General features: G+C 71.5%; 12 protein-coding genes. 6 read left to right on the forward strand and 6 right to left on the reverse strand.

Translation table 11 applies throughout. The features are described from left to right. Window positions 1-43: 43 nt before the first annotated feature. Entirely contained in the window at window positions 44-1111 is a 1068-nt protein-coding gene (locus WME89_RS34910; RefSeq protein ID WP_438003969.1) for a class I SAM-dependent methyltransferase, read from the reverse strand. 100 nt (window positions 1112-1211) lie between these two features. Next, window positions 1212-1691, reverse strand: coding sequence for a hypothetical protein (locus WME89_RS34915; protein WP_438012092.1), 480 nt, complete (start codon window positions 1689-1691; stop codon window positions 1212-1214). Between WME89_RS34915 and cysS the strand changes: the two genes are divergently transcribed. Beyond that, window positions 1615-3150 (forward strand): cysteine--tRNA ligase, encoded by a 1536-nt coding sequence (cysS, locus tag WME89_RS34920; RefSeq protein ID WP_437618920.1) that lies wholly within the window; start codon window positions 1615-1617, stop codon window positions 3148-3150. The genes WME89_RS34915 and cysS overlap by 77 nt on opposite strands. Window positions 3151-4138: 988 nt before the next feature. Next, a complete protein-coding gene (locus tag WME89_RS34925) occupies window positions 4139-6643 on the forward strand; it encodes a LamG-like jellyroll fold domain-containing protein (RefSeq protein ID WP_438003970.1) in 2505 nt (834 codons plus the stop codon). Window positions 6644-7033: 390 nt separating this feature from the next. On the opposite strand, the gene WME89_RS34930 is transcribed toward WME89_RS34925, so the two are convergent. Further along, window positions 7034-7906, reverse strand: coding sequence for an arylamine N-acetyltransferase family protein (locus tag WME89_RS34930; RefSeq protein WP_438003971.1), 873 nt, complete (start codon window positions 7904-7906; stop codon window positions 7034-7036). Window positions 7907-8195: 289 nt separating this feature from the next. Here WME89_RS34930 and WME89_RS34935 point away from each other — a divergent pair, with 289 nt between their 5' ends. Next, window positions 8196-14198, forward strand: a complete 6003-nt coding sequence (locus WME89_RS34935) for an AAA family ATPase (protein ID WP_438003972.1) — start codon at window positions 8196-8198, stop codon at window positions 14196-14198. 229 nt (window positions 14199-14427) lie between these two features. On the opposite strand, the gene WME89_RS34940 is transcribed toward WME89_RS34935, so the two are convergent. The 3 genes from WME89_RS34940 to WME89_RS34950 form a co-directional block, all read right to left on the reverse strand. Next, the gene (locus tag WME89_RS34940; RefSeq protein WP_437661020.1) at window positions 14428-15501 is read right to left on the reverse strand and encodes a type IV pilus twitching motility protein PilT; all 1074 of its coding nucleotides are present in this window, start codon (window positions 15499-15501) and stop codon (window positions 14428-14430) included. Window position 15502: 1 nt separating this feature from the next. Beyond that, window positions 15503-17377: a type IV pilus twitching motility protein PilT gene (locus WME89_RS34945; protein ID WP_438003973.1), complete on the reverse strand. Its 1875-nt coding sequence runs from the start codon at window positions 17375-17377 to the stop codon at window positions 15503-15505. Between the two features lie 325 nt (window positions 17378-17702). After that, entirely contained in the window at window positions 17703-18233 is a 531-nt protein-coding gene (locus WME89_RS34950) for a hypothetical protein (protein ID WP_438003974.1), read from the reverse strand. Window positions 18234-19142: 909 nt separating this feature from the next. Here WME89_RS34950 and WME89_RS34955 point away from each other — a divergent pair. From WME89_RS34955 to WME89_RS34965, 3 genes are all read left to right on the forward strand, one after another. Beyond that, complete coding sequence (locus WME89_RS34955) at window positions 19143-19907, forward strand: class I SAM-dependent methyltransferase (protein WP_438003975.1); 765 nt, start codon at window positions 19143-19145, stop codon at window positions 19905-19907. A 66-nt stretch (window positions 19908-19973) separates the two neighbouring features. Next, a complete protein-coding gene (locus tag WME89_RS34960; protein ID WP_437303171.1) occupies window positions 19974-20210 on the forward strand; it encodes a hypothetical protein in 237 nt (78 codons plus the stop codon). Between the two features lie 447 nt (window positions 20211-20657). Further along, window positions 20658-25397, forward strand: coding sequence for a multicopper oxidase domain-containing protein (locus WME89_RS34965; RefSeq protein ID WP_438003976.1), 4740 nt, complete (start codon window positions 20658-20660; stop codon window positions 25395-25397). The last annotated feature ends 390 nt before the right edge of the window (window positions 25398-25787 follow it).

Below are 25787 nucleotides of genomic sequence, written 5' to 3' on the forward strand. Positions count from 1 at the left end.
CGCGCGTCCCGCGCCGCGGGAAGCGCGGCGCGGGCGCGTGGGATCAGCGGGCGGGCTTGACGAACTTGAGGGTCATGCGGTCGCTCTCGCCGATGGCGGCGTAGCGCGCGCGGTCCTTGTCGCCGAGCCGGAAGTTCGGCGGCAGCGTCCAGACCCCCTCCGGGTAGTCCTTCGTGTCCTTGGGATTGGCGTTCACCTCGGACTTGCTGCCGAGCTTGAAGCCGGCCGACTCGACCCTCTGGATCACCCACGCTTCCGGGAGATATCCCTGCTTCGCGCTCTCATCGGGGTTCGCGTCGGGCTTGGCGCGGTGCTGCTCGATGCCGAAGACGCCGCCCGGCTTGAGCGCCTTGAACGCCTCCGCGACGTAGGCGTCGAATTTACCGCTCCGGTGCCAGTTGTGCGCCTCGCGAGCGGCGAGCACGAGGTCGACCTTGCCTTCGAGCCCGAGCTTCGGGTTGTCGCGGTCGATCACGACGACGTCGACCTTGCCGAACAGATCGGGCGACTTCTCGAGCATGCGCTTCACCCGCTTGCCGTAGAGGGTGTTGCGCGACTCCGCGGGGCCGTTCGGGTCGAAGGACGTGATGATGAGCTTGCCCTTCTTCGCGAGCACCGGCGCGAGGAGCTCGGTGTACCAGCCCTCGCCCGCCCCGAGCTCGAGTACGGTGCTCGTCGGCTTGAGGCCGAAGAACTCCAGGGTCTCGACGGGGTGCCGGGCCGCGTCCCGCTCGGCGTTGCCCGGGGCGCGGTACTTCCCCTTGAGGGCCGCGCGCAGCGCCGCGCCCGCGTTCGGGTGATTGGCAGCGACGAGCGCCTTCACCTCCGCCTTGAGCGCGTCGTCGAAGCGCGCCGCCTCCTGGTCGGCCTTGGCCTCCATGGCCTTCGTGTCCTCGGCGAGCTTGGCGAGCTCCGCCTTCTTCTTCTCCTCCTGCGGGTCCGCCTTGGGCGGGGTCGCCGCCTCCGGCTGCGCGGCGGGCGCCTCCGGCGGAGGCTGCGCGGGGGCGGCCGGCGCGGGCGGCGGACCGCTCTCGACGGGCGGAGGGTTCCCCGCGCAGGCGGCGAGCGCGCCGGCGAGGACGAACAGGACGGTCCTTGATGTGATGTGCATGCACGGCGGCGTAGACTGGAGGGACGACGGCCGCAAGCGTCCACGGCGCTCGCGGCGACGCGAGGACGGCTGTCGGTCCCGGCGCCCCGGTGCGGAGCGTTCACAGCGCAGGGTCGCCATCCAGGGTTTCCCGGCGCGCAGCGACGTTGGCCTTCACCGGCGCTGCACCGTACTCGAGCCATGCATCGAACGGCGTCGAACAGCCCGTCGTCCGGCGCGCCGAGCCGCGGACTGGCCGCGATCGCGGCGGCCGCCGCGCGGGCCAGTCGCCGGGAGGCCCGGGAAGCCGCGAGGCCGCGAGGCCGGGAAGCCGGTAGACAGAACAGGTGCAGCGCGAGCGCGCCGCCGCCGCGAGCGCCGTCCCGACCGGGAAGCACGGGGAAGCCACGGGAAATCCCCGAAATACCTCGGGAAACAGCGAAATGTTCCGCGTTGACCCGACGGCGGGGCCAGGGTAGCGTACGCGGTCCCAAGGAAAGCCCGCACATTCACGCAGGTGGCCGATGCCGCTCAAGGTCCATAATACGCTCACGAGGAAGAAGGAGCCATTCGTCTCCGCCCAGCCGAAGATCGTGCGCATCTACACATGCGGTCTCACGGTCTACGCTCCGATGCATATCGGTCATGCGCGTACCTATTGTTTCTGGGACGTCTTCCGCCGGTACCTCGAGTACCGCGGATATCATGTGCTGAGCATCATCAACTACACGGACATCGACGACCGGATCATGCAGCGCGCGAACGAGCGCGAGGGCGCCGTCGACGTCGCCGAGCGGAACATCGGGGCGTTCCGGCGCGACTGCCGCAAGCTCCACATCAAGGACTACGCCGTCTATACGCGCGCGACCGACTTCGTCGACGAGCAGGTCGACATGATAAAGCGCCTGATCGACAAGGGTCATGCGTACACGGTGAACGGCGAGGTCTTCTACGAGGTCAGCACCTGCGCGTCGTACGGTGAGCTCTCGGGGCGCAAGGTCGACGAGCAGGAGGTCGGGGCGAGCGGCCGCGTCGAGGAGGACTTCGCGCGCAAGCGGCACCCGGCGGACTTCAGCCTCTGGAAGCCCACCGACGCGAGCCAGCCGTCGTGGCGCACCGGGGAGGACGCCTGGCCGACGGGGCGCCCCGGCTGGCACATCGAGTGCTCGGCGATGAGCACCGCGCTGCTCGGCGACCACTTCGACGTCCACGGGGGCGGGATCGACAACATGTTCCCGCACCACGAGAACGAGATCGCGCAGAGCGAGCCGCTCTGCGGGCGGCCCTGGGTGCGCTACTGGCTGCACCCCGAGCACCTCGATCTCAAGGAGGTGAAGATGTCGAAGAGCCTCGGCAACGTCATCTCCATCGAGGAGCTCCTCTCCAGGCACGGGCACGACGAGGCGCGCTGGTTCTATGTGACGCAGCACTACCGGTGCAAGCTCCCCTTCAGCTGGGAGCTGGTCCAGCAGGCCGCCCAGGGCTACGCGCGCATCAAGAAGCTCGTGTCCGTCCTCGCCGAGAAGCTGCGCGGCGCGAAGGAAGAGCCCCTCGCCCCGGGCGCGTACGCGTCCCAGCGGCCCGAGGAGGAGCGGGTCCCGAGGATGCGCCACCAGTACGTCCACGGGCAGTTCCACGAGCACACCGAGCGCTTCATCACGCGCTTCATCGAGGCCATGGACGACGACCTGAACACGCCGAACGCCGTGGCCGCGTTCTTCGATTACGTGAGCGCGCTCTACTCGGCGGGGATCGAGCAGTGCGACGACCGCTCCTCGCTGCTCGCGGTCTACCGCGCCGTCGCGCGGCACCTCGCCGTGTTCGGGGTGGAGGTCGTCGAGCCGGCGCTCTATCCGGCGCTCGTGGCCGACTACGCGTTCGCCCCGGCCGAGGGCGCGGCGGGGCGCGGGGGCGACGCCGCCGTCGATCGGCTGATCGCGATGCGCCAGGCAGCGCGCAAGGCAAAGGACTTCGCCAAGGCCGACGCCATCCGCAACCTGCTCGCCGAGGCAGGGGTGGTGCTCGAGGACACGCCGCAAGGCCCGCGCTGGAGCACCTGAGCGCAGCTCTCCCGTACAGGAGACGGACCCCGACCGGCGCGCGGCTCCACGCCTTCAGCCGCGCGGCCAGCCGCGCGGCGCGTGGGCGCGTGAGCGCGTGGAAGCCCGCCGAGCACCGGAGGTGTCGAGTCGGGCCCACCTCCAGATCGGGTGAGCTTCTCCAGCTGACACCTCTATCAGAGTCCTCGGGAGCACCGCTCCAGAACCGCGCGCCAGAATCTTGCCGCCGGCGCCGCACCGGCGGTGTGGCCGCGGCGCGGTCGTGGGGCGCGTGGGGCGCTCGCGGCGCGCTACCCCTCACGGACGCTTCACGGAGCTTCGTCCCGAACGCGGGGCCCGCATCGCGGCCGCGCCGCCGCAGCTCCAGCGCCCCGAGCCGGCCCCCACGGAGCAGGACGGCATGCGCCCGTCCTCGTCTCCTCCTTATATAGAGAGGCCCGGGCGCGGCGGGTGACGCGGAGAAGCCGCGGCGCCGTCGACAGGCCGCCATGGAGAGGCGCCGCCATGGCGCGGTGTCCGCACGGGCGATGACCTCGCGGCGCAATACGGGCGCGAGGCGCCTTGCTCACGGCGCGTCAGTCGATAGCGCCGCGGCGTTCGGGACGAAGGGCGAGCGCCGGGCAGCGTCCGGGAGCGGCGCCGAGGAGCGCTGTCGCCTGCGCCGCGCCTCGTGGCGCTCACGGAGCCCTGGAGTGCTGGAAGCGTGCTTGTATGAAGCCAGGCGCGCACCGATGGCGTAATAAGGTGTGCCACGTGTGCCAGTGTCGGGCTCCCACGACATGGCCAGGTGCCACCGGCACCGACGCGGCAGGGGGAAATCGCTACCAAGGACTCGGGCATACGAGTTGCCAAGAAGGTGATTCGTACAAGCGCCCAAGCCCGGACAGCCCGGTCGGGTCAGACCGACGCCTGCTCGCGTCACCGGCTGCAGATCGCGCTGCAGCCGGACGGCGCTCGTGCAGTTAACTCTTACCCAACGAGAACGCAGATGCGTAACGTCTCCTTCGGCTTCGCCCACTCTCTTTCAATCAAAACCAGCTCGGCTGCGGTCCTCGCCCTCTTCGCCCTGGGCGCCGCCGCATGCGGAAGCTATGGCGTCGAGGAAGGCTCATTCGATGATGCAGAACTGGCGCTCGGCGAGGCCGACGCGCCGGTCGGCTCCGGGATCGCCGTCAGCGTATCGGTCGGCGTCGGCGGCAGCGACCCCGGCACCGGGGGCGCCGGCGGCGTCGCCACGGGCAGCAGCAGCGGGACCGGGACCGCCGTCGGCGTCGGCGGCGGCACCGGCGGCGGCCCGGTCGAGCCGACCCCGGTAGGCCCGCCGGCGGTCGGCTTCTGGCAGTTCGACGATTGCGGCGGCTCGACGACCGAGCTGCTCGACTCGTCCGGCAATGGCGTGACGGCCACCCGCTCGGCCGGAGCGGCCTGCGCGCAGGGCGTCAGCGGCCTCGGCATCTCCTTCGATCACAAGAACGACACCGTCACGGTCGACGACGACCCCCGCTTCACGTTCGGGAAGAACCTCGCGGTCGCCGCGTGGGTCAACCCCACCTCGGTGTCGGGGTCGACGGTGCGGACCATCGCGCAGGAGCGAGACACCGGGGACGCGAGCTTCGCCCTCGTCGTCCGGAACGACGAGGCGCGGTTCAGCGTGACCCTGGACACCGGGCGCACGATCACGTCGCGCGCCGCGATCGCGGCCAACGTCTGGACGCACGTCGCGGGCACCTACGACGGCAGGTTCGTTCGGCTCTTCCTGAACGGCGAGCAGGTCGGCCAGATCAGCGCGGCGGGCACGATCCGCGACATCAACGCGCCGATCCACATCGGCAACAACCCGCAGCGGCAGCGCTTCATCGGCCTGCTCGACGAGGTCTGGATCTCGAACAGCCCGACGACCGGCACCGAGATAGCCCAGCTCTCCTGCATCAACCATCCCGAGACGGTCACCGTCACGCCGGCGAGCAGCGGCCCCGTCGCCCCGAACACGCCGGTGACGTACCAGGTCGCGGTCACCAACAACGATGTCGGCGCGTGCGGCCCCGGGGATTACTTCTTCGACTCCTCCGGCCCGGCGGGGATCAGCGTCCTTGCGGACCCCTCGTTCTTCCCCGGCGTCGAGCCCGGGAGCACGGTGACGTTCCCGGTCACCGTGACCGGCTCCCAGGACGCGGAGCCCGGAGTTCACGAGATCCCGTTCTCGGTGTTCAACTTCAGCTCGCCCGAGTTCGTCGTCGCGTCAGGGAACCTCAACTACGAGCTGCTCGAGCCGACGGGCTGCTTCGTCCGGACGGGCCGCGAGATCTTCGTGAAGCACCTCAGCGTGGTCGAGGATCCCGTGCGCACGACGTTCGATGGGCCGGCCGGCGACCCGCGGAGCGGCGCGTGGACGTTCGCGCGCCTGATGGAGGACATGGCGCCCACGCCGGCCGACGCGCCGGCGATGGTCGAGCAGCTCTTCAGCACCTGGCTGACCGATCAGGAGGTGAACGGCTTCACGGTGCCGGCGCGCCCGGCCATCCAGCAGGTCGTGCTCGACGAGTGGCCGAGGAACGCTGACGGGTCGCTCGACCTCCAGCGGGCGCCCCTGCTGCTGCTCGGCATCGTCAACCGGATCGACGTGCGCAACCTGGCCGAGGGCCACGCCGGCGAGGGCCGGTTCGTGTTCGGCGTCGTCAGCCAGGGCTTCGCGCAGCAGTTCACCGTGATCCTCGAATACAAGCTCCCCGCGTCGACCGAGGCCGACGTGCTCGAGTGGGCGAACGCGTGGCACGCCCTCGGCAGCCTGCCGTTCCCTTCCGAGGAGTACAACGCCGCGCTCCAGGAGATCACCACGCGGTTCGTGGGCCGGAACGCCGCGCCGGGCAGGCCGAACGGGAGCTCGCTCGGGCAGCTCCGCACGAACGAGATCGCGCTGGCGGGCCCGTGGGAGCTGCGCGAGTTCGTCCTCTCGCCGGACACGGGCTTCCTGCGCCCGGAGACCGTCAAGCTGACGCCGGACCTCGGCTTCGACGGGACACCCACGCTCGCGGACTTCGTGAACCAGAACGAGGCGGCCATCGTCGCGGAGCAGTTCACGGTGCCCGACACGTTCCAGGGGGCTCCGTTCCTCGGCGGCTCGTCGTTCAACAACCTGACGGCGTGGACCGCTCCGGGCATCCTCAACAACGAGGCGCGGCACAAGTTCTCGCTCAACACCTGCAACGGGTGCCACGGCGCGGCGGAGACCGGGACGGGGTTCCTGCACGTGAACCCGCGGACGCTCGGGAGCGAGGCGTCGCTGTCCGGCTTCATGACCGGGATCAACATCCCTGATCCGGTGACCGGCGAGGTGCGGACCCTGAACGATCTGGGGCGCCGCAATCAGGACCTGGCGTCGCTCGTCTGCGAGCCTGTCCCGACCTTCGCGGCGGGCGCGCCCGCGGCGAGGGCCGCTGCGCCGTCCGGGAGCCGCTCGGCGTTCATCCGCCGCGGTATCGGTCGCGTCCACTGATCCGACCGAGGCCCGGCGCGGGCGGCGGCGGAGCGGCAGAGTCGGCGCCGCCCGCCGCCCGCGCCGGGGCGATACCCACCCTGCCCTCCCGGGCCGCGAGCGCCCGACACCCGCCCTCCCCCCGGGGCCCTGCCCCGGCTCGCCACGAGCGCCCGACACCCGCCCTCCCGCCGTGCGTCGCGCGTCGCGACGCGGCGGAGTGCAAAATTCCACCACGATAGAGAGACAGATACCTACGGCGGGGCGCTCGGGGCCGAGTGCGCCATCGATGAGGTCCAGCAGGGCCTCATGAGCGGGCAGATCGGCCTGCTCGAGTTCTTCGCGCGCCTCGCGGGCACCGAGCACATGCGCGCCCGCGTCCGCCGGGAGTAGCGCCCCCGACTCCGCTCCTCACCACCGCGTGTCCGAAGAGGGCGCCGCCGGCTCGGCGGCGCTCTGATCCCGCGTGTCCCCGCGGAGGCCGGCGCAGGAGAGCCGCGCTCCGGCCGGGAGATCCAGGCCGAAGCGGCTCCTCAAGACGTCGAGGAGCTCGTCGTCGCCGAGCTCGGTGCGCTCGAGCTGGCCGCCTCGGAGCACACCCAGCTGGCGGTTGCGCAGCGTCAGACGAGCCTCCGGCGAGGCGCGCGACGCGAGCACGTTGCTCACGAACAGCGAGCTGGGGTGGGTGGACGTGTAATGGTTCGCCACCTCGTAATCGACAGGGTAGCTCTCCTCGAGCGTGAACGCGTAGAGATCCTGCGACGGCTCGCGCGCCCTGGACTCGAGCACCCACAAGGAGCCCTCGCGGCGCAGGCCGACGACGTCGTGCGGCTGCGGCTGGCTCTCCCCCTCGACGAGCCGGATGGGCAGCGTGAGGCCCGGACCGCCGAAGCCGACGTCCGCGAGGAACGGCCCTTCAGGCAGCTCGACCAGGGACAGCATATGAGTCTGCGGCCCGATGTCGCTCCGCTGGAACCGTACCCGCGCGATGAGCGTCGTGACCTTGAACCCGATCCGGCGCAGCGCCGCGACGAACAGGGTGTTTTGCTCGAAGCAATAGCCGCCGCGGCGCGCCCTGACGAGCTTCGCCTGCAAGCTGGCCAGGTCGATGCGGATCGGGCGGCCGAGCAGGATGTCCAGGTTCTCGAAAGGGATGGAGTAGACGTGCGCGGTGTGGAGCGCGTCGAGCACCTCCCGCGTGGGCGCGAGCACCCCGCGGTAGCCGATGCGCGCCAGGTAGGCGTCGAGATCGAACGGGTCGCTGTCCTGTGTGGGCGGCTGCATTGGTTCAGTTCGGCAAGGATACGCTCGTCGGGACGAGCCGCGCCAGGCGGAAGCGCCGCGCGCTCAGGCGCCGATACGCCGGCCCTCGCTTGACCACCCCTGCACCGGCCAGCACACTGCGGACGGTGCGGCACGACCACCGAACCAGCGCGGAGCGCGCCCGGTTGCTCTCTGCGCGATGCCGGTCTCCGGAGCGCCGGGACGCGCGCTCCGCCGGGCTCCAGCGGACTGGGCAGCACGCCCGGCGCGGGCTCGCCGCCAGTCCCCGGGCCGCCTCGCGTTGAGCTACATGCCCGCGTCCGATCGCTACACGCTGACGGAGGTCCTCCGCGAGGGGACCACGTTCGTCATCCATCGCGGCGTCCGGAACGAGGACGGCTGTCCGGTCGTGCTCAAGGTGCCTCGGGCCGAGCCGGCCGCCCCGCGGGACGTCGCGCGCTTGCGCCACGAGCTCGAGATCGGGCGGAGGCTCGGCGGCCGGTTCGCGGTGAGGCCCCGTGAGCTCACCGCGCACAGGGACCGGCCCGCGCTCGTCCTCGAAGACTTCAGCGGACGCCCGCTCGATCGGCTGCTGGGCGCGCCGATGGAGCTCCCGCAGTGTCTGACGATGGCTGTCCGCATCTCGGCCGCGCTCGCGGACATCCACGCGAACGGGGTTGTCCACAGGGACATCAAGCCGCAAAACATCCTCGTCGATACCGGGTCGGGCGAGGTGAAGATCGCGAATTTCGAGCTCGCCTCCGTGCTCCCGGAGCCGGAAGAGGAGCGCGGCGGGCGGAGCCCGGGCCTCATCGAGGGGACCCTCGGCTACATCTCGCCCGAGCAGACAGGGCGCGTCGACCAGGCGGTCGATCAGCGCACCGACCTCTACTCGCTGGGCGTCACGCTCTACGAGATGCTCACGGGGCTCCTGCCCTTCTCGGCCGACGACGCGCTGGAGTGGGTGCACTGCCACGCCGCCGTGTTCCCGCGGCCGCCCTCGGAGCTCGTCCCGGGGCTCCCGCCGCCGGTGTCCGAGCTCGTCATGAAGCTCCTGGCCAAGGCCGCCGAGGACCGGTACCAGAGCGCGCGCGGCCTCACCCTCGACCTCGAGCGATGCCTCGAGCAGCTGACGGCCGGCGGGCACATCGCCCCGTTTCCGCTCGGAGAGCGCGACATCTCCGGCCGCTTCCAGATCCCGAAGAAGCTCTATGGCCGCGAGCGCGAGGCCGGCGCCCTCGCCGCCGCGTTCGAGCGCGTGGCGCAGCGCGGAGACCCCGAGCTCGTCTTCATCGCCGGCTACGCCGGGGTCGGCAAGACCTCGCTCGTGGAGGAGCTCCACCGGACGGTCGTCCGCGATCGAGGCCTGTTCGCGGCGGGCAAGTTCGACCAGCAGCACCGGCACGCCCCCCACGCGACGCTCGTCCAGGCGCTCCGCCAGCTCGTGCTCGGCGTCCTCGGCGGGAGCGAGCCCGTCGTCGCGGAGTGGCGGAGGCGGCTCTCCGCGGCCCTCGGCAAGAACGCGCAGCTCATCATCGACGTCCTCCCCGAGGTGAAGCTCATCCTCGGCGAGCAGCCGCCCGTCTCCGACCTGCCGCTCGGCGAGGCGCAGCGCCGGTTCGCGACGGTGTTCCGCCAGCTCCTCGGCGTCTTCTGCAGCGAGGAGCACCCCCTCTGCCTCTTCCTCGACGACCTCCAGTGGGCAGACCCGGAGGTCCTCGCGCTGCTCGAGCAGATCGTCACCCACCCCGAGGCGCGGCACCTGCTCACCATCGGCGCGTACCGCGACAACGAGGTGGGCCCGTCCCACCCGCTCTCGCGCATGCTCGAGCGCGCGCGGGCCGCCGGCGCGCCGCTCCACGAGATCGAGCTCCCCCCGCTCTCGGCCGAGGACATGCAGCGGCTCGTCGCCGACGCGGTCCGGGCGAGCCGCGAGGAGGTCGCCCCGCTCGCGCGCCTCGTCCACGACAAGACCGCCGGCAACCCGCTCTTCGCCACGCAGTTCTTGACCATGCTCCACAAGGAGGGCCTGCTCGAGGTGGATCTGCGCGCCGGCGCCGTCCGGTGGGAGCTCGACGCGATCCGCGACAAGGCGTTCGCCGACAACGTCGTCGATCTCGTGATCGCGAAGATCAAGCGCCTCTCCCGGGCCGCCCAGCGGGCGCTCACGCTCGCCGCCTGCGTGGGGAACACCGTCGACGTGAGGACCCTCGCCGTCGTCCGCGACCGGCCGGAGGACGCGATCCACGAGGACCACTGGGAGCTCGTGCGCGAGGGGCTGCTCCTCAGGTCCGGCGACACGTACCGGTTCCTCCACGACCGCGTCCAGCAGGCGGCGTACGCGCTCATCCCGGAGGAGGAGCGGGCGGCGGTGCACCTCCGCATCGGCCGGCTGCTCTACGCCCACGCGCCCCACGCGCCCCACACGCCGCCCGACGCCGCCGATGCGCGCGTCTTCGAGATCGCCGGCCACCTCGACCTGGGCGCCGCCCTGGTGACGGATCCGCGCGAGAAGGACCGGCTCGCCAGGATCAACCTGCTGGCGGGCCGGCGGGCCAGGGCCTCCTCGGCCTACGCGGCCGCGGCCGGCTACCTCGCGGCGGGCCTCGCGCAGCTCGCGGACGACGCCTGGGAGAAGGAGCACGCGCTCGCGCTCGAGCTCCATGGCGAGAGCGCGCGCTGCGCCTCCCTGAACGGCGACTTCGCCCTCGCCGAGCGGCTCGTCGGCGCGCTGCTCGAGCGCGCCCGGACCCGGCTCGAGCTCGCGGAGGTGCACCGCATCGAGATCGAGCTCCACACGACCCGGGCCGATTTCGAGCGCGCGGCGCGGAGCGCCCTCGCCTGCGCGCGCCGCTTCGATCTCGACATCCCGCTCCACCCCGCGCGCGACGCGGTGGAGCGCGCGGCGCGCGAGGTCTGGGGCGAGGTGCGCGAGCGGCGCATCGAGGCGCTCGTCAGCCTGCCGCGCATGGTCGATCCGGACACGCTGGCCGTGATGACCGTCCTGTCGACGGCGCTGCCGGCGGCCTATTATGCGGATCCGGACCTCTACGGCGTCATCGCGTGCCACATGGTCCGGCTCAGCCTCCGCGCGGGGAACGCGGACACCTCGCCGCCCGGGTATGTCGCCTTCGGCGGGACCATCGGCCGCGTCCTCGGGCTCTACCGGGAGAGCTACCGGTTCGGGGAGCTCGCGTCGGCGCTGCTCGAGGCCGGCGGCCCGACCGGGAACCGGCCGCAGATCCTCCACATGATCAGCACCTTCATCGACCCGTGGATCCGCCCCCTGCGGGACGTCGTCGGCCTGTTCCACCGGGCCTTCGACGAGGCGGTGGAGACAGGCACGCTGATCTACGCGTCCTACTGCTGCTTTCACATCGTGGCGCTGCGCCTCGCGTCGGGCGATCCCCTGGCGGACGTGGCCGCCGAGGCCGAGCGGCGGATGGACTTCACGCGCCGGGCCCGGTACGAGGCCATTCACGACGCGATCGCCGTCCTGCACCGGTTCGTGCAGCGCCTGCGCGGGCGCGACGCGCGCTGGGAGCGCGAGGGAGCCGAGGACGCCGAGGGGCCGCCGCCCGGGGCGACGGCGCCGTTCACGCGCTTCTACGAGCACCTCTACCGGGCGGAGGCGGCGCTCCTGTTCGGCCGCCACGGCGAGGCCGTGGCCGCGGCGCGCGCGGCGGGCGAGCTGCTCGGCGCGGTGACAGGCCAGATCCAGGTCGCCGATCACGCCTACGTCGCGGCGCTCGCGCTCGCGTGCCACGCCCGCGACCAGCGCGGCACACGCGATCTCCCCGAGGAGCAGGGGAGAGAGCTCCTCGCCGCCCTGCGGGCGCACGAGGCGGATCTCCGCCGCTGGGCGGAGGTCGAGCCCGCGAACCAGGAGGACCGGCACGCGCTCGTGTCGGCCGAGATCGCGCGCGTCGAGGGCGACGAGCTCGCGGCCATGCGGCTCTACGAGCAGGCGATCAGGGCCGCGCGCGCGAACGGCTTCGTCCAGAGCGAGGCGCTGAGCCTGGAGCTCGCCGCCGCGTTCTACCGCGACCGCGGCTTCGACCTGATCGCCGACACCTACCTCCGCGCGGCCCGCTCCTGCTACGCCCGCTGGGGCGCCGACGGCAAGGTGAAGCAGCTCGACCGGCGCTTTCCGCACCTCGAGGCGCGCCCGCTCGCCGCGACGAGCACGGTCACCATGCCGGCCGAGGAGCTCGACCGGCTCGCCGTGGTGAAGGCGTCGCAGAGCATCTCCGGCGAGATCCTGATGCCCCGGCTCGAGGAGGCGCTGCTCCGGGTCGTCCTCACGCACGCGGGCGCGCAGAAGGGCTACCTCCTGGAGGTCGCCGGCGGCGCCGTGTCGATCCGGGCGCGGGCGAGGATCGAGGGGGGAAAGCCGTTCGCGGAGGCGCTCGCGGGCGTCGACGAGCCGCGCGCGCCCGCGTCCGCCGCCGCGCTGCCGCTGTCGATCGTCCACTACGTCCACCGGACGGGCGATCCGGTCATCCTCGACGACGCGGCGACGACGCGGTTCTCGGCGGACGCGTACGTCGCGCTGGCCAGGCCGCGGTCGGTCCTGTGCATGCCCATCGCGCGGCGCCCCGGGTACGACGCGATCCTCTACCTGGAGAACGCGCTGGTGCGCGGCGCGTTCTCCGAGGACACGCTCGCGGTGCTCGAGCTGATCTCGTCGCAGGCCGCCATCTCGCTCGAGAACGCGTCGCTCTACGCGGCGCTCCAGAAGAGCCAGGAGCAGCTCCAGGCCATCGTCGACAACTCGCCGGCGCTCATCTACGTGAAGGACCTCGAGGGCCGCCTGATCCTGGTCAACCGGCGGTTCGAGCAGCTGCTCGGGCTGCCGAGGGCGGAGGCCGTGGGCAAGCGGGATCGCGACATCTTCCCGCCGGAGGCCGCGGACGTGTTCGTCGCGCACGATCGCGCGGTGATCGAGATGGACAGGCCGCTCGACGTGGAGGAGGTGGTCCCCCACGAGGACGGGCCGCACACCTACCTGTCGCTGAAGTTCACGCTGCGCGACGCCGCGGGCGCCGTCTACGCGGTCTGCGGCATCTCCACGGACATCACCGAGCGCAAGCGCGCCGCGGTGGCCGAGCGCTTCCTGGCGGGGGCGAGCAGGAGGCTCGTGGCCGATCCCGGGTACGAGGCGACGCTGGAGGCGATCGCCGAGGTCGCGGTGCCCGAGCTGGCGGAGGGCGCCACGCTGTATGTGCTCGACGAGTCGGGCGCGCTCGCGGTGGCGGCGGTGGCGGCGGACTCCACGGAGAAGGCCGGCCGGCTGCGGGCGCTGGCCTCGCCGGAGGGCGCGCCTGGCGAGCCCCACCGCGTCCTCGGCGCGGAGCGCGCCGAGCTCTGCCGCGTGGACGACGTCCGGATGAAGCGCTGGGCCGCGGGCGCGGCGCGGCCCGAGGCGCTCCTCGAGCTCGCGCCCGCGGCGTACCTGAACGCGCCGCTCGTGACGCGGGGCCGCTGCCTCGGCGTGCTCTCGCTGGTGCGGACCGCCGCGACGCCGCCCTACGCCCTGGCCGACGCCGCGCTCGTGGAGGAGCTCGCGCGGCGGGCCGCGCTGGCGCTCGACAACGCGCGGCTCTACCGCGAGGCGCAGCGGGCCATCCAGCTGCGCGAGGAGTTCCTCTCCGTCGCCTCGCACGAGCTGCGCACGCCGCTCACGCCGCTCAAGCTGAAGCTCGGTCAGCTGCGGAAGAAGGTCGCGAGCGAGGTCGCGGACCGGTCGCTGGAGCGCATCGTCGCGGGGAGCCTGGTGCAGGTCGAGCGGCTGGCGACGCTCATCGACAGCCTGCTCGAGGTCGCCCAGGTCGCCCGCAGCGGGCTCGAGCTCGAGCTCGACGAGGTCGACCTCGCCGCGCTGATCCGCGGGGTCGCGGACGAGCTCGGCGAGCCGCTGTCGCGGGCGGGGTGCCGGCTCGAGCTCGACGCGGGGCGCCCGGTGCGCTGCCGCGTCGACCGGCTCCGCGTCGCGCAGGTCCTGAGGAGCCTGCTCAACAACGCGATCAAGTTCGGCAAGGGCCGGCCGATCGAGGTGAGCGTGGCCGCTCGCGGCGACACGGTGCGGATCGTCGTGCGCGATCAGGGGGTCGGCATCGCGCCGGAGGACCTGGAGCGCATCTTCATGCGGTTCGAGCGGGCGGTCTCGTCGCGGTCGTACGGCGGGCTCGGGCTGGGGCTCTACATCGCGCACGAGATCGTGAGGGCGCACGGCGGGACGATCCAGGTGTCGAGCGCGCCGGGGGAGGGCGCGCGCTTCACCGTGGATCTGCCCCGCGGCGGCGCCTCGTGAGCTGCCCGGGAAGGCGCTCCGCGACGAGGCGTCGAGCCAGAGGGGCATAGATCGACTCCCGGGGACACCAGGAGAGAGACGGAGCTCAACCGCCAGGAACGCGCCAAGGACGCGCCAAGGACACCAACGACACCAGGAGAGAAAGAGCGAATGAGGCTCCGGGAGGATCTCTCACTCTTTGTTTCTCGGCGTCACGGGCGCTCCTGGCGGTCGCGCTCTCCTCTCTGCATCAAGAGAGCGCCTGGGGATCCAGGAAGAGCTTCTGGAAGCTGTCCTTGTCGATCGCCTTCTCGAGGGCCGCCTGCACGGAGATGGTCTCTTTCCTGACGAGCCGCTCCAGCGCCATGTCCATCGTCTGCATGCCGGCGGAGCGGCCTGCCTGCATCAGGTTCGTGATCTGGAACGTCTTGCCCTCGCGGATCATCGAGGAGAGCGCGCTCGACCCGACGAGGATCTCGTGCGCGGCGACGCGGCCGGTGCCGTCCTTCGTGCGGAGGAGCTGCTGGGCGATGATCGCGGCGAGGCTCTCGGCGAGCATGCCGCGGACCTGGAGCTGCTCGTCGGCGGGGAACGCGTTGATGATGCGGTCGATCGTCGCGGCGGCGCTGTTCGTGTGGACCGTGCCGAACACGAGGACGCCGAAGCTCGCGAGCTGCAAGGCGAGCTTCATCGTCTCGTTGGTCCGGAGCTCGCCGATCAGGATCACGTCCGCGTCCTCCCGCCCGGCGCTGCGGATCGCGCTCGCGAAGCTCCCCGCGTCAGGGCCGACCTCGCGGTGCGTGATCTGCGCCTTGATCGGGCCGTGCACGAACTCGACCGGATCCTCGATCGTGAGGACATGGCAGGCGCGCGAGCGGTTGATATGGTCGATCATCGCCGCGAGCGTCGTGGACTTGCCGGAGCCGGTCGGGCCCGTGATCAAGATGAGCCCGCTCGACCGATCGGACAGCCGGCGGATGATCTCGGGGCAGCCGAGATCGTCGAGGGAGAGGATCTTGCTCGGGATGGTGCGGAAGACCGCCGCGAGGCCGGTGGTCTTGTAAAAGTAGTTGGCGCGGAAGCGCGCCTTGTCCGCGTAGGAGTAGGCGAAATCCAGGTCGAGCTCCTCGACGATGCGCCGCGTCTCCTCGGGGGTCGTGATCTCGAAGAGGAGCGCCTCCATCTCGGCCGCGTCGAGGGGCGTGTCGCGCAGGGCCACGAGCTCGCCGCGGGCGCGGACGAGCGGCGGATAGCCGATGCCGAGGTGCAGGTCGCTGCCCTTCCTGGACAGGAGCTCGTCGAAGAGGCGATCGATCCGGGGCACGCTAGCCTCCCTTCTTCCCGAAGAGCGCGCCCGCGCGCTCGAAGAGGCCCTTGCCCGCCTCGGGGGCGGCGCCCTTCGACGCGTCCGGCGGGGGGGAGGGCGGCCTCCTGTCCGGCGTCAGCGCGGGCTGCCGCTTGCCGGCGAGGACGGCCTCGAGCTCGTCAGGGGCCTCCGCGACCACGAGCGCCGCCTCCAGCGTCGTCTTGCCGGCGCGGACGAGCTCGGCCAGCGAGTCGTCGAGGCGGATGATCCCGAGGCCCTTCCCCCGCTGCTGGAGGCTCGGGATCTGGAACGTCTTGGAGTCGCGGATGAGGTTCCAGAGCGCGACCGAGCCGGGCAGGACCTCGGCCGCGGCGACCATGCGCCTGCCGTCGGCGCTCGGCAGGAGCCGCTGGCTGACGATGAGCCGGAGCCCGCCCGCCAGCGTGACGCGGACCTGCTGCTGATCGCCGGGGGGGAAGAGGTCTATCAGCCGATCGATGGTCTTCGCCGCGCTCGGGGTGTTCATCGTGCCGAGGACGAGGTGGCCAGTCTCGCTCGCCGCGAGCGCCATCCGGACCGTCGCCGTGTCCCTGAGCTCGCCGACGACGATGACGTCAGGGTCCTCGCGCAGCGACGCCTTCAAGGCGTTCTCGAAGGAGCGGGTGTGGGTGCCGACCTCGCGTTGGCTGATCATCGCCTTGCCGCGCGCGTGGACGAACTCGACGGGATCCTCGACCGTGATGATGTGATGGCTCGTCTCGCGGTTGAGGATGTCGATGATCGCGGTCATCGTCGTCGTCTTGCCGTGGCCCGTCGGCCCGGTGAGCACGATGAGGCCCTGGTGGTGGCGGGTGGCGAGCCCGATGGCGTCGGGCAGGCCGAGCGACGCGAGGGTCGGGATGCTGCGCGCGATCAGGCGGAAGCAGCCCTTGTAGCCCTGGCGGTGGCGCGCGATGTTCACCCGGAAGCGGCCGAGCGCGCCGAGCTCCATCGCGAAGTCGCAGGAGCCCTCGGCCGAGAGGACCGGCGCGAGGCGCGCGGGCACGCGCGGGAGCAGGAGCGACTCCACCGACGCCGGGTCGAGCGGCTCGCCCTGCGGCACGAGCTCGCCCGCGACCCGGAGGAGGGGCGGGCGGCCGGCCACGAGGTGGAGGTCGCTGGCACCCTGGTCGCGCGCCATGGCGAGCAGCCCGTCGAGGGCGTCCGCCGCGATGTTGGTGGACGAGGGCCGCGCGCGGCCGCCCGCCGTGGCCGCCCGCGCGGCGGCGCGGGGCTCCTGGGGCGGCGGCGCGGGCGCGCGGGCGGCCGGCGCGGCGCGCTCGGCGGCGGGCGCCTCGTCGAGCCGCGGGTCGAAGCGCGGGGTCGAGGCGCGGCTCGCGCGTGGCTCGGCGGGCGGCGGCGGGCCGCCGCGGAGGTCGAGCGCGAGCTCGGCGGAGAGCGTGCGCTTCACGTCGGCGTCGCGCGGCGCCGGGCGCTGCACCTCCTCGGAAGCGAGGTGCTCGCGCATGGAGAACTGCTGCGAGGGGCGGGCGGGCGGCGCGCCGGCCGCGGCCTCGGGCGCGGCCGCTGCGGCCCCGGACGCGGCGGACGACGGCTGCATCCGCGTCATGCGGGCGTGCACGAGATCGCCCTGGCGCGCGGCGACGACGGAGATGGCGCCGATGCCCTCGATGCGGATGTGCCACTGCGACGGCTTCGCGCCGAGGGCCTCGATGAACCGGCCGCCACCGAGCGCGCTGAGGAGCATGAGGATGTCCTCGGTGGTGAGGGCGCCGGGATCGACGGCCTGGAAGGCGCCCGAGACCTTGACGCTGGGCATGCGCCCCGTGGCCACGGCGAACTCCGTCACCTCGGGGCGATTCAGTTGCGAGAGCCAGGATCGAAGGGCGTTCATCGTCGTCGCTCGTCTCCGCAAGCCGACTCTATCAACGATGAGGCGCGGCGTTTCAAAATGTCGTGCGGTCCCGGCGAGATCCCGGAGGGTGGCCTCACCCACGCCGCGCCGCGGGGGCGCCTGCGAGCCGGCGGCGCTCTACAAGCACGCCGCCGGCGCTCTACAGGAAGCCGCCGGCGCCAGGCCGCCGGCGCTCCGACCCCCGCCCCTGCGACGCTGCGCGGCGGCCCGCCGGCGCCCCCCGCGGCGCGGCGCGGCGCGGCGCGGCGAGCGACCTCGGCGCGCCCGGCGAAGAGGCGATGTCGGGGTCACTGGGATGTCGGGGTCACTGGATCGCGAGCTTGAGCCGCGCGCCCTTCACGAAGTGGCCCGGCGCCTTGCCCTTCTCGCCGGCCGGCGCCTGTTGCTCCGAGTCGATGGTGAGCTGCATGTTGCCGGTCGACTCGATCTTCTTCATCGTCACCTTGGCGATCTCGACCCACCTCGCGGGACTCGCGCTCTTGGAGTCCCCGAGCCTGCGGAAGAGCACCGCCTTGGTGCCCGCGGCGACCGGCGTCGCGGTCGTGGCGACCAGCGGCAGCAGCGTCGCCACCTTCCCCGCGCGGGAGACGAGCATACCGTAGACTTCCACGGAGTAGCTGTCCCACTCCCCCGCACCGGGGGTAGAAGCGGGCTCTGCCGTGGGCGCGCTCTCCGCGACCACGGCCGCGGCCGGGGCGCTCACGAGCGCGGCCGGCTGCGGCGCCTCCGGGCTCTCTGCCGAGGCGGCGCTCGGCATGGAGGAGAGGAGCGCGGCCGCGCCTGCGGCGACGAACGTTCGCGAGCACCTGGAGAGCCAATTGCCGACCGTCTTCATGCACTCCGCTCCTTCGATCCGATGTGATTCCACGGCCCGCGATCACCCAGCAGGGCCGCAGACACTCCGGTTACAAAACTTTTCACCATGCACCAGACTGGCAGTCTCCGCAACTCATTTCGCATCGCGACGACGATTGCCGCTTTTTGCGCAGCGGGCGCGGCGGGCGCGGCGGGTTCATCATCGCGCTCCGTCCGCTCGACAGCTTCGACAGCTCAGCCGTCACCGCGATCACCACCCCCACCGGAGCCGGTGTTGGTCGACCGCGTTGCCCGGCCCCGCTCCGCCCGGCCCCGCTCCGCCCCGCTCCGCTGCCGCGTGTCGCCACCTTCACCGGTGCTGTGGGCGCCGCCCGCGGACTCGCGGTGTCGCGATGTCGCGAGGAGAGCCGGCGCTGGCAGAGCGGCGCGCGCAGGAGCGCGGCGCGGCTCGCCCGAGCTCACCTGGTGTTCTGGCTCGCCTGTGGTTCTGGCTTGCCCGCTGTTCTGGCTGCCTGGTCACCCGGCTTGACCGCTCGCCCGGGCTCTCCGGCTCGCCTGACTGGATTTCCGACGGGTCTGTCAGCGCGCTTCGCGCGGGGCGCGCTCTCGAAGAGCGTCAGGCCCGCGCGAGCGACCGGCGTGCTCGGTCCAAGCTCGCCGCATCTCATTCTTACCCGTCCGACGAAACCAGCTGCGCAAAGCAGCGCGACCTCTCCCTCCTCAACATCGCCTCGGGATCATCCCCGATGCCTTCCAACATCACCGATGCGAGATTCGATGTCGGAGTAAAAGTCGCGTTCCAATCAAGATATCATGACTCCGTCAAAGCAGAACAGAAATTTTCGAGCTCAGACGATTCTGGTGCGCCCCCATGCGCTCATGTACGCTCGCCCCGCGGCTGTAGGACGGCCGCGGAGGAATAGAGCCCATGCCCACCGTCGCCGATCACTACGACAAGCTCCTCGCCGAGCACTACTCGCGCATGTTCGGGGATCACGACGCCAAGGTCGCCGAGCAGCGGGCGCTGCTCGAGCGCCTCGGCCTGCGCCCAGAGGGCCCCTCCGAGGCCATCGATCTCGGGTGTGGCTCCGGCTTCCAGTCGCTCGCGCTGGCTCAGCTCGGCTTCCGGGTGACGGCGGTGGACACCTCCGACAAGCTCCTCGCCGAGCTCGCCGCGCGTCGCGGGCAGCTCCCCATCGAGGCGGTGCAAGGCGATCTCCTCGAGGCGCTGGAGCGCTCAGGGCCTGTCTACGAGCTCGCCGTGTGCATGGGGGACACGCTCCCTCATCTGGGCAGCAAGGCCGACGTGGAGCGGATGTTCGCCAGCTGCGCTCGCAGGCTCGCCCCCGGCGGCCGGCTCGCGCTCACGTTTCGCGACCTCACCCGCGAGCTCGAAGGCGTCGACCGCTTCATCCCCGTACACGACTCCGCGGATGTGATCATGACCTGTTTTCTCGAGTACGAACCTGAGACCGTCAAGGTCCACGATCTCGTCCACACGCGCGGCCGAGAGGACGGCCGGTGGACGCTGTCGGCGAGCTTCTATCGCAAGCTGCGGCTCTCTCCCGACTGGGTCTCCGGCAGGCTCGAAGCGGCCGGGTTCCGCGTGCTGCACCGCGAGATCGCGCGCGGCCTCGTCACCCTCGTCGCGCGCTCAGGGGCCGACGTGGGCGGGGCTACGAACAGCGATTAAATACCTCATCAGGTGGTTGATGGCGCGGGCGAGGCAGCGCTACTTTGGTATGGGAGGATGAGACCCATGTCCGAACGAGCAAAGCAGACAGGCATGAAGGACGCCGGGCAAGCTGCGGTCGTCAACCGGCCGTCGCGGGATGAGGTCCAGGACCTGCGGCGCGAGCGGGACGAGGCGCGCCTGCTTCTGGTCGCGCTCGTCGCGGCGCTCAAGCGCGCAACGTTCCGGCACGGGACGTACATCGACGGTCTCGGCGCCGCGATGGTCGCCGTGGATCGTTGGTCCAAGCCACAAGGGCGGTAGAGCCCCACCAGCGAGGCTCCGCGCGCGGCGCGGCGCGGCGGGGCCATCACATCACACACGGGGCGTCCACCCCGCGAAGCTCCTGCCAGCGCCTCTCGCCGCGGCCGTGAGACAGCCGTGAGACCACCGCCGCGGCCCGAGCGCCGCCGTCACTCCATCGCTCCTCGCTTTTCCAGCGCTCTCGGCTCTCCCGGACGTGCCCTGGCCGTCTCGAGGACGCGTTCCCTGTAAATCTCGTTGTCCGCGCGGGGCAGCAGCGCCGGAATCGGGCCGAGCAATTCTATTTGACGACAAGTTAGCTACACCACAAAGTCGCTCACCCGGAGTTCGATCCGGATCTCGCGGCCAGTCCTCGGCGACGGCCGTGATCGATACCGTGGCGACGCTCGGGACGCGATGGACGTCCGGGAGGCGCGCGGGTGTGGCATGCCGAGGGGGAGGAAATCCTTGATTAGGAAGAGACTGCTCGGAGCTCTCGGCTGGGCTGCGGTGATGCTCGGAGTCGCGGGGTGCGCCGACCAGGGCGACGGACCACCCGAGGAAGGAGACAGCGAGTCTGCCGAGATGGCGCTGGACGAACATGCGGCGAGCGGCAGGACCGTGTTCGCCGACGTCGTCGCGCTCGATCAGGTCTACGTCTACAACCGATTCGGGTCCTTCAACCCCGCGGGCATGATCTACGCCCTCGCGCGGGACGTCGCGCCCATCCGGCCGCACGAGCCGCTCGGCCCGGGCAACGCCAGGCTGCGCGACGGCAAGCGACCGAGGCCGCTCGTGCTGCGCGTCAACGTCGGAGACACCCTGCGCATCAGGTTCACCAACCTGCTCAGGCCCGCGGACAGGCGTCCTGATGACTCCCCGAGGACGCGGAGCGCCTCCGTGCACGTCACCGGGCTCCAGATCAAGAACATCGAGGCGCTCGGCGGCAACGTCGGGCGGAGCCCCGACTCCCTCGCCGAGCCCGGCGAGACGCGCGTCTACGAGCTCTTCGCCGACCGCGAGGGGCCGTTCCTGATGCAGAGCGGCGGCGCGCTGGCCGGCGGCGGCGAGGGGGACGGCGGACAGACCGTCCAGGGGCTGTTCGGCGCGGTCACCGTCGAGCCCCCGGGCGCGGTCGCGTACCGCTCGCAGGTCACGGCCGAGGAGCTCGAGGCCGCCTCGCTGCCCGATCGCAATCCCGACGGGACGCCCAGGATCGACTACGACGCCCGCGACGAGCACGGCGAGCCGCTCCTCAAGATGATCAACGACCGTGACGAGATCGTCCACGGCGACCTCAACGCGATCATCGCCGGCTACCACCAGAGCCAGCTCGACGGCCGGTTGCGCGTGGCGGAAGGCCGGTTCCGCGAGTTCACGGTGCTGTTCCACGACGAGCTGAAGGCCGTCCAGGCATTCCCCGAGCTGGACGAGAACGAGGCGTTCCACGGCGTGCGCGACGGCTTCGGCGTCAACTACGGCTCCTCCGGCCTGGGCGCCATCCTCCTCGCCAACCGGGCCAGGCTCGGCCCCAGCAAGGAGTGCGTCGAGTGCAAATTCGAGGAGTTCTTCCTCAGCTCGTGGCCCAACGGCGATCCGGCGATGATCGTCGAGCGGGACCGGCGCGGCAACGCGACTCAGGCGCTGTTCCCCGACGACCCCTCGAACGTCCACCACGCGTACCTCGGCGACCCCGTCTGGTTCAGGAACCTCCACGCAGGCCCGAAGGAGACGCACGTCTTCCACCTCCACGCGCACCAGTGGCTGAGGGCGCCGAACAACGAGAACGGCACGACCCTGGACGCGCAATCCATCAGCCCGGGCGCGGCCTTCACCTACAACGTCAACAAGGCCGGAAACCGCGTCCTGACGCCCGGAGACGCGATCTTCCACTGCCACCTGTATCCCCACTTCGCGCAGGGCATGTGGGGGCTCTTCCGCAGCCACGATGTCTTCGAGGCCGGCACGCGCGACCGGTTCCTCCCTGACGGCGAGATCAAGCGCGGGACGCCCACGCCCGCCGTCGTGCCGATCCCGGAGATCGCGACGGCGCCCATGCCGACGTACGAGCCCACCGTCGTCGAGCTCCCGGGCGGCGGGACCGAGACGCGACCGCCGATGCCGGGCTACCCGTTCTACATCGCTGCCCTGAAGGGCCACAGGGCTCCTCAGCCGCCGCTCGACCTCGCCGTCGACGGCGGGCTCCCGCGCCACCTCATCACCAGCGTGCCGCCGGGCGGCGCGGAGCTCGGCAGGCGCGGCAGGTTCGATGTGGAGATCGAGAAGGCCAACATCAAGCTGCTGCCGAACGAGGGGACCCCCGCCGAGCTGTTGGCTCAGGATTTCCACGCCGGCCTCTTCCCGGGAGCGGAGCCCATCGCGACGCCGGACGGCTTCCCCGCGCAGGCGTACCCCGCGTTCACGCCCGAGGGCGAGCCGTCGCAGTTCGCCGTCAACGGCCAGCCGCCGGCGCCGGGCGCGCCGTACGCGAACCCATGCCCGCCGGGGACAACGGAGCGCAAGTACCGCAGCGCCTTCGTCCAGATCGACGGCGTGGTCAACCGGCGCGGCTGGCACGACCCGCAGATGCGCCTCATGGTCCTCGAGGACGATATCAAGGCGACCCTGTCGGGCGAGAAGCCTCCGGAGCCGCTGTTCATCCGCGCCAACTCGGGCGAGTGCGTCGTCTCCGAGGCGACGAACCTGCTCCCCGACTTCCTGAAAGAGGATCCATTCCAGATCTTCACGCCCACGGACACCGTCGGCCAGCACATCCACCTCGTGAAGTTCGACGTCACCTCCTCGGACGGCTCGGCGAACGGCTTCAACTACGAGGACGGCACGTTCGCGCCGGCTGAGGTGGTCCAGCTCATCGCGGCGGCCAACGCGCTCGGCGGCGCCCTGGAAGCCGACGGCTCGACCAAGGAGCGCGGCGACCGCGTCGTGCTGACCGCGCAGCCACACCCGCGGATCCACAACGGTATGGTCGGCCAGCAGACCACGGTGCAGCGCTGGTGGGCCGATCCGATCGTGAACCAGCAGAACGAGGATCGCACCCTCAACACCGCCTTCTCACACGACCATTTCAGCCCCTCCTCGCACCAGCAGCACGGCCTCTACATAGGCCTCGTCATCGAGCCGCCCGGATCGACCTGGCGCGCCCCGGACACCGGGATCGAGTTCGGCACGCGCCCCGACGGCGGGCCCACGAGCTTCCGCGCCGACATCCTCCCGCCGCGCGGCTCGGCGCAGCCGCCGTTCCGCGAGTTCGCCCTCGCGCTCGCCGACTTCGCCCTCCTCTTCGACGAGTGCGGCGAGCCGGTGAACCCGCCGACAACGCAGGAGGCCCCGCTCCCGCTCGCGGTCGAGCACCGCGACGTGCTCGCGCCGGAGGCGATCTCCGCGGCCGACCCCGGCGGAGGGCTCATCAATTATCGCAACGAGCCGATCCCGCTGCGCATCGCCAGGCGCGATTGCAGGACAGGCCGCGTCGAGCAGAAGCCGGGCGAAGAGGGGGAGATGCACAACGTGTTCAGCTCCGCCGTCCACGGCGATCCGTTCACGCCCCTGCTCTCGGCGCACGAGGGCGACAACGTGCGGGTGCGCCTGCTCCAGGGCGCGCAGGAGGAACAGCACGTCTTCTCGGTCAACGGACAGCGGTGGTTCAACGAGATCGGCGACCCGGACAGCGGCTACTCGAACGGTCAGCCGATCGGCATCTCCGAGCACTTCGAGTTCGGGCTCACGCCGCCGGTCTCCGCGCGGGGTGACAGCGGCCCCGGCGACTACATGTACCAGAGCGCGCCCACCGACGACCTGTGGGACGGCATGTGGGGCATCATGAGGGTGCGGCCGCGGACCGACGTGGCCTTGCTGCCGTTGGCCGAGTCGCCGGGCGGCGTGCCGCGCGGTATGCGGCGCTTCCCGACCTGCCCGGCGAGCGCGCCCGTGACGCGGTACACCGTCCACGCGATCACCGCGAAGGGCAACCTGCCGTACGACCGCCTCACCTACAACAAGAAGTTCGATCTCTACGACCCCGACGCCATCCTGTTCGTCCGCGCGGACGACCTGCACGACCTGCGCGCGGGGCGCCTCGCCCCGGAGCCGCTCATCCTCCGCGCCGCCGCGGGCGACTGCATCCAGGTCACGCTCGTCAACGACCTTCCCATCGAGCTGCCAAAGACGCCGCACTGGAACTATAACCCTCCGATCGTCGACGGGTTCAACACGAACCAGGTGCGGCCGTCGAACCACGTCTCGCTCCACCCCCAGCTCGTCGCCTACGACGTCAGGACCGACGACGGCGCCAACGTCGGGCTCAACGAGCCGCAGACCGTCGCGCCCGGCGAGTCCCGCGAGTACACCTGGTACGCCGGCGAGTTCTCCCAGAAGGACGGCAGGTGGGGGCCCGTCGAGCCCCGCGCCGTCGAGTACGGCGCCATCAACCTCAGGGACATGGCCGACGTCGTGAACCACGGCATGCACGGCGCGGTCGGCGCGCTCGTCGTCGAGCCCAAGGGCGCCACCTGGCGCGCTGATCCGGGCACCCAGGCGCAGGCGGACGTCACGTTCACGGACGTGTACGGGTACACGCGCTCGTTCAGGGAGTTCGTCGTCGTCTACCAGGACGAGGTCGGCATGCACTCGGACAAGCAGAAGTTCCAGTGCCTCGACCCCGATCTCAACTGCGGCACGGCCATCCGAAACTACGACAACGAGGACGACGCGGAGGACACCGGGCATGAGGCCTTCAACTACCGCACCGAGCCGTTCTGGGCGCGGCTCGGTATAGCGCCCGATATCGCGCTGGAGGAGCTCAACGAGCGGGACCTGAGCGACATCTTCAGCTCCCGCGTCCACGGCGACCCGGCGACGCCGATCTTCACCGCCGGCGCCAACCAGAAGGTGCGCGTGCGCCTCGTGCAACCCTCCGGCCACCGGCGCCAGCACGCCTTCGGCCTCTGGAACACGGAGTGGCCGCACAACCCCTTTGCCACGGGGGAGCGCTCCCGGCGCATCGGGGAGAACCCGAAAGTGCTGAACATCGCCATCGAGAATGCCATCGGCCCCATGACGAACCACAATATCGTTCCGTTCTACGGGGCAGGCGGGAAGTTCGCCGTCCCCGGCGACCGGCTCTACCTCGACCAGCCGAGCTTCAAGGTCTCGGACGGGCTCTGGGGCATCCTCCGCGTCACGCCGTAAACGCGCTCGCCGCGCTGCGCCGGCTCTCGCCCACCACCAACCCACGATCTCCGCCGCGCCGGCGCCCTGCCGGCGGTGACGGCCTCCGCCGCGGCGGCGCGGCGCGAGCGAGGCCCGCTCGCGAGCCGGGTCGAACGGCTCTCGCCGAGACACACGGCTCCGTGCGCGCCGGCGCTCGCGTCTCCGCCCCGGCGCGAGCGCGAAGTCGCTCTGTCCGCGGCGAGACCGGCCAGAGATCGCGCCAGATTCTATTTGACCCCTTTGTCGCGCGCCTACAGATTCGTTATCTCGAACACCGGGCGGCGGCTGCGCCGATGCGTCGGCGACGGCCCAAACCAGCCACCTCGTGGAGACGCGCGGGGAGCGCGCGATGTCCAGGGCGAGGCGCGC

This window comes from Sorangium sp. So ce321, assembly GCF_051530195.1.
Lineage (GTDB): Bacteria > Myxococcota_A > Polyangia > Polyangiales > Polyangiaceae > Sorangium.

Coding starts and splice junctions, on each gene's coding strand:
- WME89_RS34935 (WP_438003972.1), top strand. CDS start 8,196: ATGCCCGCGTCCGATCGCTACACGCTGACGGAGGTCCTCCGCGAGGGG.
- WME89_RS34925 (WP_438003970.1), top strand. CDS start 4,139: ATGCGTAACGTCTCCTTCGGCTTCGCCCACTCTCTTTCAATCAAAACC.
- cysS (WP_437618920.1), top strand. CDS start 1,615: ATGCCGCTCAAGGTCCATAATACGCTCACGAGGAAGAAGGAGCCATTC.
- WME89_RS34950 (WP_438003974.1), bottom strand. CDS start 18,233: ATGAAGACGGTCGGCAATTGGCTCTCCAGGTGCTCGCGAACGTTCGTC.
- WME89_RS34945 (WP_438003973.1), bottom strand. CDS start 17,377: ATGAACGCCCTTCGATCCTGGCTCTCGCAACTGAATCGCCCCGAGGTG.
- WME89_RS34955 (WP_438003975.1), top strand. CDS start 19,143: ATGCCCACCGTCGCCGATCACTACGACAAGCTCCTCGCCGAGCACTAC.
- WME89_RS34930 (WP_438003971.1), bottom strand. CDS start 7,906: ATGCAGCCGCCCACACAGGACAGCGACCCGTTCGATCTCGACGCCTAC.
- WME89_RS34960 (WP_437303171.1), top strand. CDS start 19,974: ATGTCCGAACGAGCAAAGCAGACAGGCATGAAGGACGCCGGGCAAGCT.
- WME89_RS34910 (WP_438003969.1), bottom strand. CDS start 1,111: ATGCACATCACATCAAGGACCGTCCTGTTCGTCCTCGCCGGCGCGCTC.
- WME89_RS34915 (WP_438012092.1), bottom strand. CDS start 1,691: ATGCGCACGATCTTCGGCTGGGCGGAGACGAATGGCTCCTTCTTCCTC.